The organism is Shewanella gelidimarina (assembly GCF_023283945.1).
In the GTDB taxonomy this organism is placed as follows: domain Bacteria; phylum Pseudomonadota; class Gammaproteobacteria; order Enterobacterales; family Shewanellaceae; genus Shewanella; species Shewanella gelidimarina.
In genome coordinates, this window is record NZ_JAKIKW010000003.1 from 162,650 (window position 1) to 177,802 (window position 15,153).

General features: G+C 45.3%; 13 protein-coding genes. 6 read left to right on the forward strand and 7 right to left on the reverse strand.

The window, feature by feature from the left end; translation table 11 throughout:
* Positions 1–31 precede the first annotated feature (31 nt).
* Positions 32–466: a hypothetical protein gene (locus L2729_RS04180; protein ID WP_248987114.1), complete on the forward strand. Its 435-nt coding sequence runs from the start codon at positions 32–34 to the stop codon at positions 464–466.
* A 135-nt stretch (positions 467–601) separates the two neighbouring features.
* Positions 602–916, forward strand: a complete 315-nt coding sequence (locus L2729_RS04185; RefSeq protein WP_248987115.1) for a hypothetical protein — start codon at positions 602–604, stop codon at positions 914–916.
* A gap of 102 nt (positions 917–1,018) precedes the next feature.
* Here L2729_RS04185 and L2729_RS04190 read toward each other — a convergent pair whose 3' ends face one another.
* From L2729_RS04190 to L2729_RS04205, 4 genes are all read right to left on the reverse strand, one after another.
* Positions 1,019–1,363, reverse strand: coding sequence for a DUF6677 family protein (locus L2729_RS04190; protein ID WP_248987116.1), 345 nt, complete (start codon positions 1,361–1,363; stop codon positions 1,019–1,021).
* Between the two features lie 37 nt (positions 1,364–1,400).
* Positions 1,401–1,793 (reverse strand): hypothetical protein, encoded by a 393-nt coding sequence (locus tag L2729_RS04195; protein WP_248987117.1) that lies wholly within the window; start codon positions 1,791–1,793, stop codon positions 1,401–1,403.
* A gap of 197 nt (positions 1,794–1,990) precedes the next feature.
* Positions 1,991–5,071 (reverse strand): efflux RND transporter permease subunit, encoded by a 3,081-nt coding sequence (locus L2729_RS04200; protein ID WP_248987118.1) that lies wholly within the window; start codon positions 5,069–5,071, stop codon positions 1,991–1,993.
* Between the two features lie 59 nt (positions 5,072–5,130).
* A complete protein-coding gene (locus L2729_RS04205) occupies positions 5,131–6,210 on the reverse strand; it encodes an efflux RND transporter periplasmic adaptor subunit (RefSeq protein ID WP_248987119.1) in 1,080 nt (359 codons plus the stop codon).
* Positions 6,211–6,441: 231 nt separating this feature from the next.
* Between L2729_RS04205 and L2729_RS04210 the strand changes: the two genes are divergently transcribed.
* Complete coding sequence (locus tag L2729_RS04210) at positions 6,442–7,368, forward strand: LysR family transcriptional regulator (protein WP_248987120.1); 927 nt, start codon at positions 6,442–6,444, stop codon at positions 7,366–7,368.
* A gap of 24 nt (positions 7,369–7,392) precedes the next feature.
* Here the strand turns inward: L2729_RS04210 and L2729_RS04215 are convergent, their stop codons facing one another.
* Both L2729_RS04215 and L2729_RS04220 read right to left on the reverse strand, forming a co-directional pair.
* The gene (locus L2729_RS04215) at positions 7,393–8,049 is read right to left on the reverse strand and encodes a Qnr family pentapeptide repeat protein (protein ID WP_248987121.1); all 657 of its coding nucleotides are present in this window, start codon (positions 8,047–8,049) and stop codon (positions 7,393–7,395) included.
* Positions 8,050–8,059: 10 nt separating this feature from the next.
* Positions 8,060–9,412: an MATE family efflux transporter gene (locus L2729_RS04220; RefSeq protein WP_248987122.1), complete on the reverse strand. Its 1,353-nt coding sequence runs from the start codon at positions 9,410–9,412 to the stop codon at positions 8,060–8,062.
* Between the two features lie 247 nt (positions 9,413–9,659).
* On the opposite strand from L2729_RS04220, the gene L2729_RS04225 reads away from it, so the two are divergent.
* The 3 genes from L2729_RS04225 to L2729_RS04235 all read left to right on the forward strand — a co-directional run bounded on the left by L2729_RS04225 (position 9,660) and on the right by L2729_RS04235 (position 12,901).
* Positions 9,660–9,950 (forward strand): co-chaperone GroES, encoded by a 291-nt coding sequence (locus L2729_RS04225; protein ID WP_248987123.1) that lies wholly within the window; start codon positions 9,660–9,662, stop codon positions 9,948–9,950.
* Between the two features lie 93 nt (positions 9,951–10,043).
* Positions 10,044–11,687, forward strand: coding sequence for a chaperonin GroEL (groL, locus tag L2729_RS04230; protein WP_248987124.1), 1,644 nt, complete (start codon positions 10,044–10,046; stop codon positions 11,685–11,687).
* A 575-nt stretch (positions 11,688–12,262) separates the two neighbouring features.
* Positions 12,263–12,901, forward strand: coding sequence for a hypothetical protein (locus L2729_RS04235; RefSeq protein ID WP_248987125.1), 639 nt, complete (start codon positions 12,263–12,265; stop codon positions 12,899–12,901).
* A gap of 479 nt (positions 12,902–13,380) precedes the next feature.
* Here L2729_RS04235 and L2729_RS04240 read toward each other — a convergent pair whose 3' ends face one another.
* Positions 13,381–14,973, reverse strand: a complete 1,593-nt coding sequence (locus L2729_RS04240; RefSeq protein WP_248987126.1) for a BCCT family transporter — start codon at positions 14,971–14,973, stop codon at positions 13,381–13,383.
* Positions 14,974–15,153: the final 180 nt, after the last annotated feature.

The following is a 15,153-nucleotide window of genomic DNA, read 5'->3' on the forward strand; positions in this document are numbered from 1 at the left end:
TCTTAACGATTGAATTTTTAGCAAGGGTAAGATGATTAAAGGGTTAACACATTGGGTATTACTCATCTCATTGGTTGGGCAGTTTCTGCTGAGCCCTGCGATGGCGTTGCCTGATATGCTACATACCCTAGATAAAAGCGATATACAGATCCAACAACGTCTTACTGATACCGGTAAAACATCTTTACAGATAGACCTTTCAAGCACCGCTTCGTCGATTGAAACGCAATATGGTGAACATGGTTATTTGTCTGATAGTCGTTATATCTATGGTGCTAATTGCGACGATGTGTGCCAAGTCTTAGCGTCGGGTCATTGCACTACTCACGGACATTGTCCGATCGGTTTACATTTGTTTACTGATTTGTTTCCCATACAAGACAAGCTCGAAGGTAAGATTTACGAGAGTTCTTGGCCGATAAAAACAGTTACCCTTCATATAGTTAATCCTCCTCCAATAGCATAGTTGTCTAACATAGTTTTAATTCTTTGTATGTTATATGTATCAAATTGCAAAACTTGTCCTTTTTTTGTTCTCTAAAACAGGTAAATAACTTAGACTGTTTGTTAACGAAATAGGCAAAATAGATTGGAGTTGTATATGAAAATGTTAACCAGCGTAGCCTTATCTGTAATTGTTACTTTATTTTCTGCATCAGCAATGGCAGAACGACCAGATTTTTCTAAAACATCAGCCGCACGTGCTGATTACGATTTTTCTAAAAATGTTGCCGCAGCAGCGCAACCCAATAATATTCAGCGTGGCTCGACTCGGCATGATTTTTCAAAGACGTTAGCAGCGACTAACGCTTATGATTTTTCGAAAAATGCGAAGTCAAAAATTATTCAGCATACTCAGCCGACAACGCAGCATGATTTCTCTAAAACGAATGCCGCTAAAGCGTCATGCATGTAATCGCGATTGGGATTCTGCTTTGTTGAAATCAGCATTGTTAATAAAAAAGGGTTACTCAATGAGTAACCCTTTTTTATGGGTGAATTTGACTATATCGCACACCTAGTCACTATCTTGGCGGCGCCCTAAACGGTAAGCATCTGCAATGCCAATAATCCAAGTCACTATAAAGCCAGCGGTGGCAAGGTTAATCCAAATCGCTACATTGCCGACAGGCGCTTGAGTTACTGCGCTATATATAGCATCAAGCTGTAATGGGATTTCTCCACTAAAAATCTGCTCCGATATTAACTGTGCTCGTTGATAAGCATGCCAACATAAGTAGGATAAAGAGGCGATGGTGGTGACTAAAATGAGATTGCCTACCCCACGCTGCTTTAAATAAAAATGGCCTGCACCAGGAAAGATAAATGCCGATAACAAGGCTGCTTTTGTTGAGGTTTTCATGGTTATACCCATTCGATTCAAGAGGGTTTAGGCGTCTTTATTCGAGATCTATACGTCGTAACGCTTGCTGTAAAAATTCAATTTTTTCTGCTAATGCTGCTTTGTGAGTATGGCGATCTTGGCTGGCATAATATTGGCTTTGCACGCCACTAAGCACCTGTACTAACCAGCCTCTAATCATCACATAATAACGCGAGTCTGTGCCGTAGTGAGTAATAATCTCTAATGAGTCGTTAGATGGGTTTTCAAGTGCAGTATTTATCGCTTTCACCATTACGCCAATTGAATGCTCTTCACTCTGTTGTTCTAACGGGGGTTTATCATCCACTGTTGTATTGGCAATAGCTTCGCTTGATAAGCAGGTGATAGATAGCAATGCTGCGGTGATTACCAGCTTGGAAGGTATTATTCTGAATATTAATGGCTTCATAAGCAGACCATGATAGTAAGCAACAGCTGTTTACATTAACAGCCTCGTTGACTGATTACTCGTAAACTTTTGTTCATCAAGCATCAGAAAGTATTCCGGCTTGACCCACTAATGGGTCAAGCCGGAGCTGCCGGGAAGCATTTTTGTAGTACTAATTTAATTGATTTACGGGGTTAATTTAATGCGTTGTAACCTCCTTACTTCGCATTTCTATGTGGATAAGGAATGCGGAACATTAAGGTATAAGTGACAGGCAGTACGATGAGGGTCAATACTGACGCAAAGCCTAATCCGAAGATGATGGTGATGGCCATTGAACCAAAAAAGGCATCGGATAGCAGTGGCACCATCCCCAGCATGGTCGTTATCGCGGCCATCAATACCGGGCGCACGCGGCTGACCGACGAGTCTACAACCGCCTGATATGCCTCTTTACCTTCGCTGAGTTCGAGATTGATCTGATCGACCAACACAATGCCATTTTTAATGATCATACCGGTAAGGCTCAATAAGCCCAGTAGTGCCATAAAGCTAAAGGGGGCATCAAAGATCAGTAAGCCCGATACCACTCCAATCAAAGCGAGAGGCACAGTAAACCAGATCACCAATGGCTGGCGTACAGAGTTAAATAACAACACTGTGATTAAGAACATGGCCAAATAACCCATAGGTATAGAGCTGAATACCGACACTTGCGCTTCACCGGCGGTTTCAAATTCGCCGCCCCATTCCAATTCATAGCCACTGGGCAGTGGAATGGCTTCTATATCAGCCCTGATGTTTCTGAAAACGGAATCGGCGGTCTCGTCGGTTCCATTGATGGGGTCGGCATAGACAGCCAGCATACGTTTTCTATCTCGGCGCATAATCAGTGGGTTTTCCCACTCGGTAGTGAACTCCGAGACCACTTGATTTACAGGGACAAAGACGTTGTTTTCACTGCTCCAAACTTGCAGTTTCCACAAGCTGTCGGCGTCGAGTCGCTCTTCTGCAGGAGCTCTGGCAATGATCGGCAACAGGTGGCTATTTTCACGATAAACCCCCACTTGCTTGCCACTGAAGTTAACCAGCAAGGAGTTATCGAGATCTTGTTTACTGATCCCGGTTTCACGAGCTTGTGCTAAGGCCAGTTGCGGGCGGATTAAGGTCACCTGGTTACGCCAGTTATGCCTCACACCAACTGCCGTAGGCTCTGCCTCTAAAATGGCTTCGGCTTGGGTCGCGAGTTGGCGCAGCACTTTTGGATCTTCACCATAGAAGCGTGCCTCAATCTTAGCGGCTGGGCTAGGGCCATTTTCCATATACTTGAAGCGGTACTCCGCTTCTGGGTATTTAAGGCTTAACTCCTGTTCTAGGGTGCGCATATACTGATTCAAGCGAGTCAGATCTGTCATCTCTATCAGCAGCTGACCGTAAGCGTTATAGCCTTTCTCGGGCGCATAGGAGAGCACAAATCGTTGTGCACCTTGACCGATAACACTGGTTAAGTTGACTAGACCGATATCATGGCTTTGTTGCTGTTGCATCAAGTCTTGCTCGATACGGCCGAGTAAGTGTTCGGTTGCCTTAATATCGGTGCCCTCTGGCATCCACACATCAACAAAGAACATTGGTGTGTTTGAGGCTGGGAAAAATACGTTTTTCACATGGCCAAAGCCCATGACTGAGGCTATCAGTGCTGTGATAACCAATAGTATGGTCACTGAGCGAAAGCGCATCGCCGTATTTAAACTGCTACGGTATATTTGAAATACCCAACCCTTATAAGGGTCATCGCTTTCATCATCGCTGACGACACCGTCTTTGAACATCAGATGACAGAAAAACGGTGTCAATGTCATCGCGGTGATCCAACTGATAAACAAAGAGATCAGTAATACTTGGAATAAAGAGACACAGAATTCACCCGTGGCAGTATCAGATAAGCCGATGGGTGCGAAGGCGAGAATAGCAATTACTGTCGCGCCAAGCAGTGGCCATTGGCTTTGCTTGACGACTTGTTTCGCGGTTTCTAAGCGAGTGTAACCTCGCTTAATGCCGATGAGAATGCCCTCGGTCACCACGATGGCGTTATCGACCAACATACCTAACGCAATGATCAATGCCCCGAGAGAGATGATCTGCAGCTCAATATTGAGCACATTCATCATGATAAAGGTGCCTAATATGGTCAGTAACAATACCAAGCCCATTAGCAGACCAGCACGTACTCCCATAAATATCAGCAGCACACCGATCACGATGGCAATGGACTCTGCCAAATTGATTAAGAACCCGCTGACCGTTTGGTCGACCATCTTGCTCTGGTCATAGACTTTAAAGAGCTCAAGACCGATAGGACGTTGGTTATCCAGTTCGCCCAACCTTTGGTTTATGGCCTCACCCACATCAACAACATTGACGCCGCTAGAAAATGCAATGCCCACCGACAACGCAGACTCGCCGTTACCATGATAGAGAGTACTTGGCGTTTCATCGTTGGCTTTATAGATCTTAGCAATATCACCTAAATAGATGAGTTTAGTGCTACCTGGCGCGCTAATAAGCAAGCGTTCCATCTGTTTAACGTGTTTAAATTCGCCAGTGGGATGTAAGCGGATACGGTTATCACCGACACGGATACTGCCTGCATTGGACACCACATTTTGGCTATTGATCAGGCTATAGATATAGTCTTGGTCCAGACCGAGTGCATTGAGCTTCTGTGGTGAAATTTCGACCACCACTTGCTCGGTAATATCACCGGCAATATTGACCTTTTTAACCCCATCGACCAGTACCAGTTCACGCCTGAGAAAGTCAGCATAATTTTGCAGTTCTCGGCTGGTGTAACCATCGCCAGTGATGTTGAGTAAAATGCCATACACATCGCCAAAATCATCGATAACCGCTGGGGTCGAGACCCCGGGTGGCAACAAGGCTATGTTGTCATTAACCTTACGGCGAAGTTCATCCCATACTTGCGGCAGTTCATCTGCCCCGTAATGCTCTTCAATTTCCACTTCAATCTGAGATAAGCCCGCACTGTTGACCGACGTTATGTGCTTGACGGCATCGAGTTGCTGTATGGCATCTTCAAGGACTAAGGTGACCTCTTCCTCTACCTGCTCGGGTGAAGCGCCGGGATATGAGGTGACCACAAGTGCTTGTTTAAGAGTGAATTCAGGGAATTCTAGCTGACCTAAGCCAAGAAACGAAATACTGCCCCCCACGAGCAGTAATAGGGCAAACATCCAGCTAATGACTTTATGTTCGATTGAATATTGAGCAAAATTCACAGATTAAATCCTTGCAGGCGAAAGAGAAACATAAATGCTAATTCCAGTGTCATCAGGGCTTATACGCCACGCTGCCAACGCAGTGGTTTAACGCTTTGTTCGGCTGATAAGTATTGCACCCCAGCGACCACAAGTTGATCGCCTAGGCTGAGGCCCTCTAAAATTTCAATGCCATGGGTTGTCACACGGCCGAGAGTGACAATTTGTGGCGTCACACTGCCGGTCTCTGCATGGTAGAGCCAGATGATGTTCTCGCCATCTTGATCGCGCTTCATCACCGCACTTGCTGGCACCACGGTTTTGCTGAGTTCATTGCCCAGTGATAGGTCCAATGTTAGCTCGGCGCTCATACCGGGAAGGATGTTGATGTTGGTCGGATTGGGCAGGGTATAGACCACTTCATAGCTTTGAGTGCCTGGGGTGACCTGGGTCGCATGCTCTTTCAAGCTGACCTGATAGCTTTTATCTGACTGAGTGCTAAAACGCACCTGTGGCTGAAACTTGGCATTGGGATTAAATGCGATAGCCTTGTTCGCCATTGATTCAGGTACCTGAATGACGACATCAATATGATGATTTTTCTGCAACACTAATACTGACTGATTGGCTTGGATCATCTGGTAATTGTCGATAGATATTTTAGCGACTGTGCCGTCATAAGGTGCAATTAAGCGGGTGTAACTTAACTGATCTCGGGCATTGGCTAGGGCTGCAGTGGCAGATTTTAATTGCGCCTTAGCAAGATCGTAATCGGCAGGTGAGATCAGCTGACGGCGAAGTAATTCACCCTTACGCTTATAATCGGCGGTAGCCAACTCATGATCAGCTTCTCGATTAAGCAAAGTGTTGCGGGCATCTCTGTCATCTAATTGAGCCAGAGTCGCCCCCTTTTTCACCTGTAGGCCTTCAACCAAATTAAAATCAATTAACTGGCCAGAGACGCGAAAGCTCAAGTCAGCCTGCTTAGTCGCGGCCACTTTTGCCGGGAATACACGAATAGAAGCGGCATTAATATCGGTGACTTCAAGCAACTTGACTGGACGAACTATTGGCGGTGTAACCTCAATGGATTCCGCGCTGCAACCCGCTAAAATAGCAGAGATAAGAATAACTGAAACGGGTTTTGGCAAGTGCATCATAAAGCGAATTCCGTATAAATGTGACAGGATGTATTAACGAGGCGCAACGATAACAGTCATTTTGGTTGATGAAAATGGAATTGTATGGAATCATCAGTTCCATTAAATGAAACCATAGGCGCTTGATCTCCATTAGAGACTGTGAGCAAACTAATAGTGGATTTTTATATCTGTTTGAGAGCTATGTATGAGAAGTGCTATTGATGAGAGAGTTGTGGATGAGAAAAACAGATGAAAACTGAAGATATCGCCCTGTTTCACCGCATTGTTGAAACAGGCAGTCTAGTAGAAGCGGCTGACATTCTTAACCTGCCTAAATCGACGGTGAGTCGGCGGTTACATGCCTTAGAAGATGAGCTTAACGTTAAGCTATTTCATCGTCAGAGCAGGGCAATGACCCTGACGGCATCGGGCAGTCATTTCTATGATAAAACGCTGATCCTGATGGCCGACCTAACTCAAACATTAACGGAGATCACCGATACCGAAGCTGAGCTGGGTGGCCATTTACGTATTCTGATCTTCCCCGTCCCTGAGTTGATGGATATTGTGAATGGTATTTTCAGCTTTATGGATCTGCATCCCAAACTGTCGGTTGAGTTAATTACCACTGCCGAGCCACTGGACATGATCCGTAATAATATTGACGTGGCCTTTATGGTGGAGGAGACGTTCAGTGAAACTGATATGGTGGCAAAGCCAGTGATTACTGAAGCGCTTCATTTTGTGGCCAGTCCAGAATATCTTGCAAGAGAAGGCACACCACAAACCCCGAGTGAAATGGCCGAGCATAACTCGATTTTATTCCGCTTCCCTAACGGAAAAACCTTTAGCGAAGTGCCCTTGGTTAACGATGTGATGCAGTCGGTCAAAGGGAATTTGTGTACCAACAGTATCCAGCTTTGTTATGAAGCGGCATTAGCGGGGCGGGGTATTGCCTATATGCCCATTGAATTTTGTAAGGAGGATATTGATTCGGGGAGGTTAGTCAGATTGTTTGATGACTTGGAACCCTATATTGGCAAGGTCTTTTTAGTCTATCCGTCGAGGCGTTTTATCAGTTTAGCCAGTCAGCGATTTTTAGATTATATGTTTGAACAACTGGCAAACTGCAACAAGGTTAATTGTCAGACCACAGGGGGCAAACTTTGGATTTAACCCACTCGCTTATTTACGAGGGTTTCAATCAGGCGTGACTATCAGCCCCAATGGCGCCAGTAATTGCTCCTGTTGCCATTGATTAATGATCACGCCCTCAAGCCCAACGTTGCGCGGATCTAAACCGTCGAGTTCAACTCGGGTGAGGTTACACCCTTTAAGCTCAAAGGTGCCCCATTGCTCAGGTGAAAACTCGCCGCCACTCAAATCAGACCCTTTCATCGACGCGCCAGTCAGGTTAGCCCCGCGCCAGCGATTATCAAATAGCTCACACTCTTCCAGCAATGCACTGTTTAAGTCGGCATAAGCCAAGTTACAAGCGCTGATATAGGCTGAGCAAAAGTAGCTTTTAGCGGTAATGTAATTGGCAAAGCTAGCCCGACTAAAGTCGCTGCCCTGCAAGTTACACTCGCGCATCTCAATACCGTAACAGCGGGCCCCCTTAAACAGGGTCATGCTCAAATTACAGTGTTTAAAGCTGGCGCTGGTTAACGTTGCATAGCTAAAGTCACAGCCTTCATCGTCGCCTTGTCGTACAAATTTACAATGGCTAAAACACGCATCGGTTAGGTCGGCATGGTTAAAGCGGCAGTGGTGGAATTCACAATGCTCAAAATGGGCATCTTGCAGATCTTGGTCACTAAAATCTTCATCGCTAAAAATCTGTTTTGATGCCTGCATCTGGTGTCCTTTAGTGTGCTATTGGAGCGAGTTCAGGTTCTGAAATTCGACGCGCCAGAATATAGCAAGCCAGTCCCATCAACGCATTGGTGATCGGCAGCGCGAGCAACAAGCCCTTTACGCCGCCCAAATATGAACCGAGCGCGGCCAATGGCAGCATAATCAAAAACAGTCGGCAAATATTCAAGATTAACGAACTCATCGGGCGATGGTAAGCATTAAGCGAGGTTGCCACCAAGATAACAATGCCTAATGGGCCATATGCCGCAGGTAACACCAAAATATAAAAACTTAGCCATTCAATCACTTGTGGGTCGCTACTGAACAGCTGTGCTAAAGGCTCGGCTAAAAAGATCAGTGGTAGATAGAGTAGGGTTTGAAATAGTAATACAAACTTAAGTGACAGTAGCAATGCATCACGCGCGCGGGCCGTTTGCCCTGCGCCTAAGTTCTGCGCCACAAACGGCACCAAGCTCGATGACAACGCCATAACGACAATCAGCATCACCGACTCTAAGCGAGTGCCAGCACCAAAGGCAGCGACGGCGCTATGGTCGATACGCGCCAGCATTGCCATGATAATGCCATTTGCCACCGGATTTAATAGGTTCATTAAGGTCGCTGGCTGGGCAATGTGGGCCAGTTGCTTCCAGTTGCACCTAAGCCTCGCGAGATTAAACTCAGCAAACTCGACTAAGTGTCGTTTAAAAATCAGTAGATGAGTCGATAATGACAGCGCCACAATCCAAGAGATCACCGTGGCTATGGCCGCGCCTTGAATTTCTAAGCGCGGAAAAGGCCCTATACCGAAAATAAGCAGTGGGTCCAAAATTAGGTTTATCAGCGCCGCGAGCATCATGATTTTTGCCGGCGAGCGGGTATCGCCGGTGGCACGCAAGCCTTGGTTTCCCACCATCAACAACACCAATAACGGCGCGCCGAGATACCAGGTAAACATATAGTCATTGATCAAGGGTAAACTGCTTTGGTTAGCGCCGAGTAAGCTAAAGAGCGGGTCGATACACACGCTACCAAGCAAGGAGACAACGGCCGTTAACAAGAAGGTTAACAGTAGCGCGTCATGTAAAAATACCTTGGCTTTATTGGCATGACCGCTGCCTATAAGGCGGCCTAAGTTGGTGGACACACCTGCACCAATCCCAATCGCAATGCTGACAATGATTAAGGTCACAGGAAAGGTAAAGCTAATTGCCGCTAAGGATTCGGTGCCCAATTGGCTGATAAAAAAAGTGTCAACGAGACTGAACCCAAGAATGGTTAAGATACCAATCAGGTTTGGGAGGCTCATATTTAGCAGTACACGACCAATTGGCTGTGTTAGCAGCCCGTGTCTGTCTTTCATAGGGAAGTGTTGCCTAGTCTATGCTTGGACGGCGAATTCTATCAGGATTGCCGCAATATTTATAAAACAGAGTTAAAATAAACGGATTTATTTTGTAAATGGGGCTTGGAACTGTCGACCTTGACCCCCATATCTCGAACATCAAGCGAGATTTTTGTTTTCACCGAGGTGAAAACAACCAATGTCGTTACAATCTTTAATAGTCAGCAATAAGCGCTGGCGACCAAAATACTAGGAGCATCCATCGATGAATATTCGCCCATTACATGATCGCGTCATTGTTAAACGTTCAGAAGTTGAATCAAAGTCAGCTGGTGGCATCGTACTAACAGGTAGTGCTGCTGAGCAATCATCACGCGGTGAAGTTCTTGCTGTAGGTAATGGCCGCATTCTTGAAAATGGTACTGTTCAGCCACTTGACGTAAAAGTGGGTGACATGGTTATCTTCAACGAAGGTTACGGCGTTAAGAAAGAAAAGATTGATGGTGAAGAAGTGCTGATCCTTTCAGAATCTGATCTAATGGCTGTTGTGAGTTAAACCACTTCGTTTAAACATTTTTCAATGCTGATGTGTTGCTCGAGCTTAGATGACACATCGGTAATTTAAACAGAATTTAAAGGACAATTAAAGATGGCTGTTAAAGACGTATTATTTGGTAACGATGCACGCGTAAAAATGCTTGCAGGCGTTAACGTACTAGCAAACGCAGTAAAAGTAACTTTAGGCCCAAAAGGTCGTAACGTCATACTAGACAAGAGCTTTGGTGCGCCACTTATCACTAAAGATGGTGTGTCTGTTGCTAAAGAGATCGAACTTGCTGACCGGTTCGAAAACATGGGCGCACAAATGGTTAAAGAAGTTGCTTCTAAAGCCAATGACGCTGCCGGTGACGGTACCACTACTGCGACTGTACTTGCTCAAGCTATCGTGACAGAAGGCCTTAAAGCCGTTGCTGCTGGCATGAACCCAATGGATCTTAAGCGCGGTATCGACAAAGCGGTTATCGCTGCAGTTGCTGAACTTAAGACATTGTCTCAAGAGTGTTCAGAGTCTAAAGCTATCGCACAAGTGGCGACTATCTCAGCTAACTCTGACGAATCAATTGGTGACATCATCGCTACAGCGATGGAACGCGTTGGTAAAGAAGGCGTTATCACTGTTGAAGAAGGCCAAGCGTTAGAGAACGAATTAGACGTTGTTGAAGGTATGCAGTTTGACCGTGGTTACCTATCACCATACTTCATCAACAACCCAGAAATGGGCAGTATTGAACTAGAAACGCCATTCATCTTGTTGGTTGATAAGAAAGTATCAAACATCCGTGAATTGCTTCCTATTCTTGAAGGTCTGGCTAAAACAGGTAAGCCACTGCTTATCGTTGCAGAAGACGTTGAAGGCGAAGCGCTAGCCACATTGGTAGTAAACAACATGCGCGGTATCGTTAAAGTCGCTGCTGTTAAAGCCCCTGGTTTTGGCGACCGTCGTAAGGCAATGCTACAAGATATCGCTATCCTAACTGGCGGTACTGTTATTGCTGAAGAGATTGGTCTAGAGCTTGAAAAAGCGACTCTAGAAGATTTGGGTACTGCAAAGCGCGTTATCATCACTAAAGATGACACCACTATCATTGATGGTAACGGTGAAGAAGTTCAAATTAAAGCCCGCGTTGCACAAATCAAAATCCAAGCTGAAGAATCAACTTCAGACTACGATAAAGAAAAACTTCAAGAGCGTATGGCTAAACTTGCAGGCGGCGTAGCCGTAATCAAGGTTGGCGCAGCAACTGAAGTTGAAATGAAAGAGAAGAAAGCACGCGTAGAAGATGCACTACACGCAACTCGCGCAGCCGTTGAAGAAGGTGTTGTTGCAGGTGGTGGTGTTGCACTTGTCCGCGTCGCAAGCAAGATTGGTGAAGTTGAAGTCATTAACGAAGACCAGAAGCACGGTGTGATTATCGCACTACGCGCTATGGAAACACCGCTTCGCCAAATCGCCGCTAACGCAGGTGAAGAAGGTTCAGTTGTTGCTAACAACGTTAAGAACGGCACTGGTAACTACGGTTACAATGCCGGTAACGACACTTACGGTGACATGCTAGAGATGGGTATCCTTGACCCAACTAAAGTAACTCGTTGTGCACTACAGTTCGCAGCATCTATTGCAGGCCTAATGATCACGACTGAAGCTATGGTGTGTGATGCACCACAAGAATCAGCTGGTGCACCTGATATGGGTGGAATGGGTGGTATGGGTGGAATGGGCGGCATGATGTAATTTTTGCTTCTTTGCTGGTTTAAATCGGTGATTACGGCGTTGCTGTTCGCTCGCGTAAGAAGACTACGCGTCGCTCACAGCGCCTTGTACTAACACGATTTATCCGGCGCCAAGAATGCAAAAACATTTGCTGGTCTAAAGCCTAAAAGCTTAGAACCGAACTTCTTGAAAAAGAATAAAGAAAGCCCCGATACTGGAAACAGCGTCGGGGCTTTTTTGTTTCTGATGAAACTATGATTGGTGTTGTGACTTAAGTTTACTCTGCCCCTAATAATGTTGATGATCTTATGACGCTGTGACTTCAAACGACTAAGATCGTTTGACTTGAATAAATGCGCATATTTGAACAATTTTATCTAACATAAACTTGTTATTACTAAATAAACCCAATATGATTGCTCGCAATTGAATTGCGCGCCATTAAATGATTGTAAGCCATACTCAATGGCTCTGTAGGTGCCGCAGTGTTGAGCTATGTGGATAAAGTGCAAGACCACCGGCAATTCAGTGGGTGCCTTTAGCAAAACAGATTTCAAATCAGAATTAGTTAATAAACTTTAGTAATAAGGAACACCATGAAAGCAGCAATAATGATTGGCCAAGGTGCGATGATTTTGTTCATGACACTGATCAGCAGTGCAGTGAGCACTGCCGCTACAGTGTCCGGTTCAGAAGCCGCAGTTGTAACTGCCGATGAAACAAGTTTTAGCTGCATACGCGACATGACGCCAGTGCGCCACTTTTACGTAGATAATCTTCTGGGAGATATTGAAGGAACTTTGGCCGCTGCTAATTCGCCTGAGGGAGCCATTTATCCAACAGGATCGGTCGTGCAACTGGTCCCCACGGAAGTTATGGTTAAGCGCGAACCTGGCACTTCTCCGGCAACCAGTGACTGGGAATTTTTTGAGTTAGAAGTTAATGAAAGTGGATCTACAATTGCAAAACGTGGTTTTGTTGATGTGATGAATCGCTTCGATGGTAACTGCTTCACTTGTCATGTGCCCGCTAAAGAGAAGTGGGACTTTATTTGTGAGTCGGGACATGGCTGTGAACCGATCCCAATCAATCATAAAATGACAGGAGCATTGCAGCGTTCAGATCCGCGTTGTGGCGAAACGGCACTAGAGTCAGGAGATACCATGGCACTCATAAAGCTTAAAACTATGGTCATTATTGGTATGACTAAGAAGTGGTTGGAAGATCTGTTTTAGGCTTGAGCTCAGGTAGGTTGATTAAAGTCGATGGCGTGGCTATCGACTTCTTGAAATTGGAGTCAGAGTAAGATTAGATTTATGCGCTAAAGTAAAGGCTACACGTTTGCTGCAAAAGGAGCTTACACATGCCGAGAGCACATAGAATCGCCCCCAACAATATTCCTCAACATATCATTCAACGAGGTAATAACCGTCAAGCATGCTTTGCTTCAGAAGATAGTTTTTGTTTTTCTAGCAAATGGCTAAAGCAATATACTGCTGAATATAAAGTTCACATTCATGCTTGGGTGTTTATGACCATATTCTGCGCACTCCGTTGCAAGCAAATGCTGTTAGTCAAATGATGCAATCATTGGGCTGGCAGTGCGTTTCCTATTTTACTCTGACCCCAATAATAAAAAACCGGCCTCAAACATTGGTTTGAGACCGGTCATAGCATTACTGCGTGTTACAGAGCTTTTCTCTATATCGAGTCGTTATCGGTATAACGCGTATTCGCTTTTTAACCCTTTAATCAGACTAACGCACATCAATAACAGCACAAAGGTGAAGGGTAATGCTGTAGCAACGACACCGGACTGTAATGCCTGTAACGCTTCTTTACCGCCAACCCAAAGCATGACTGCTGCAATAGCACCTTCTACAGTTGCCCAGAAGACGCGCTGAGGGATCGGTGCATCAATTTTGCCGCCAGCGGTAATGCTGTCGATCACCAGTGAACCTGAATCCGATGAGGTGACAAAGAAGATCAATATCAGCACCACCGAAAGAATCGAAATGGCAGAGCCGTATGGTAGAGCATCGTATACATGGAACAGAGAGAGTGAAATATCAGTCAAACCATTAGCACCCAGCTCACCTACCTTATTGGCGACTTGATCGAGCGCAATGCCACCGAAAACAGCCATCCAAATGATGGTCATTAATGTAGGAATAAAAATCACGGCAAACAGAAACTCACGTACTGTACGGCCTTTAGAGATACGGGCAATAAACATACCGACAAAAGGTGACCATGAAATCCACCACGCCCAGTAGAATACGGTCCAACCGTGCATCCATGTTGTGTCTTCACGACCATACGGATTGCTCAGGCTAATGACATTGTTCACATAGGCCATTAATGTATCTGGAATCGACGCCATTACAATATCAAAGCTGACGTAAGTAACGAATATCAGCAAGGCTAATGCAAATAGCATATTGATGTTACTCAGCACTTTAACGCCGCCATCGATGCCACGAATAACAGAACCAATAGCAATTAAAGTCACCAAGATAATGACAGCAAGCTGCATCCCGATACCGCCATCAGTACCAAATACATGGTTAATACCGCTGGTGGCTTGCATCGCCCCCAATCCTAGCGAGGTCGCCAAACCAAACAAGGTCGACAGTACAGCCATAACATCGACGACATGTCCTAGCCAGCCCCAAGCTCTGTCACCAAAGATCGGGTAGAACACAGAACGAAGCGACAGCGGCAATCCCTTGTTATAGGTGAAAAATGCCAGCGCGAGCGCGACAATCGCATAGATTGACCAGCCGTGAATACCCCAGTGGAAGATAGTCGCACCCATGGCCAATGTTTTAGCTTCAGGGGTTAATGGTTCTACATTAAATGGCGTGCCCCACCAGTCAGTAAAGTAAGCGGTAGGTTCAGCAACACCCCAGAACAGCAGTCCTATGCCCATACCTGCGGCAAACAGCATCGCCAGCCATGAAACTCTGGAGTGCTCTGATTTGGCCTCTTTGCCGCCAATACGGATTTTACCAAGCGGCGACAGCATCAATGCCAAAGAGAACAGGACGAAAAAGTTGGTTGACCACATGAAGAGAGCATCAAAGTTTTCAATGATGCTGCTCTTCAAGGTATTAAGCATTTCTTTTGAAGTGCTTGGATCGACGATGAGGAGTGTGGAAAGGAAGATAAGAATAAGGCCAGCGCTGATCCCGAATACGCGGTTATGTATATCGAAACCCCATTTTTGGACGTTGTCCTGACCAACCTGATAGTCCGTTGTTTCAATACTGTATTTATTTAATGTGTTATCCGAATTGATACTCAAATGTTTTGCTCTTGTAATACTTTTTAATCGAAAAGTAAAAACGAAATGGTCTTTAAAAATAAAGTAATTAGACCACGAAATAAAATAGCGCGAGGGATAATAACAATTTCAGTGCTAAATCTCAAATATCACCTGATTAATAGGGCTTTTTTGCTGTTTTAATGGCTGGTATATATGTGT

Excerpts from the sequence above, each read along its gene's own strand:
- L2729_RS04180 (WP_248987114.1), top strand. The coding sequence starts at position 32 with ATGATTAAAGGGTTAACACATTGGGTATTACTCATCTCATTGGTTGGG.
- L2729_RS04185 (WP_248987115.1), top strand. The coding sequence starts at position 602 with ATGAAAATGTTAACCAGCGTAGCCTTATCTGTAATTGTTACTTTATTT.
- L2729_RS04190 (WP_248987116.1), bottom strand. The coding sequence starts at position 1,363 with ATGAAAACCTCAACAAAAGCAGCCTTGTTATCGGCATTTATCTTTCCT.
- L2729_RS04195 (WP_248987117.1), bottom strand. The coding sequence starts at position 1,793 with ATGAAGCCATTAATATTCAGAATAATACCTTCCAAGCTGGTAATCACC.
- L2729_RS04205 (WP_248987119.1), bottom strand. The coding sequence starts at position 6,210 with ATGATGCACTTGCCAAAACCCGTTTCAGTTATTCTTATCTCTGCTATT.
- L2729_RS04210 (WP_248987120.1), top strand. The coding sequence starts at position 6,442 with ATGAAAACTGAAGATATCGCCCTGTTTCACCGCATTGTTGAAACAGGC.
- L2729_RS04215 (WP_248987121.1), bottom strand. The coding sequence starts at position 8,049 with ATGCAGGCATCAAAACAGATTTTTAGCGATGAAGATTTTAGTGACCAA.
- L2729_RS04220 (WP_248987122.1), bottom strand. The coding sequence starts at position 9,412 with ATGAAAGACAGACACGGGCTGCTAACACAGCCAATTGGTCGTGTACTG.
- L2729_RS04225 (WP_248987123.1), top strand. The coding sequence starts at position 9,660 with ATGAATATTCGCCCATTACATGATCGCGTCATTGTTAAACGTTCAGAA.
- groL (WP_248987124.1), top strand. The coding sequence starts at position 10,044 with ATGGCTGTTAAAGACGTATTATTTGGTAACGATGCACGCGTAAAAATG.
- L2729_RS04235 (WP_248987125.1), top strand. The coding sequence starts at position 12,263 with ATGAAAGCAGCAATAATGATTGGCCAAGGTGCGATGATTTTGTTCATG.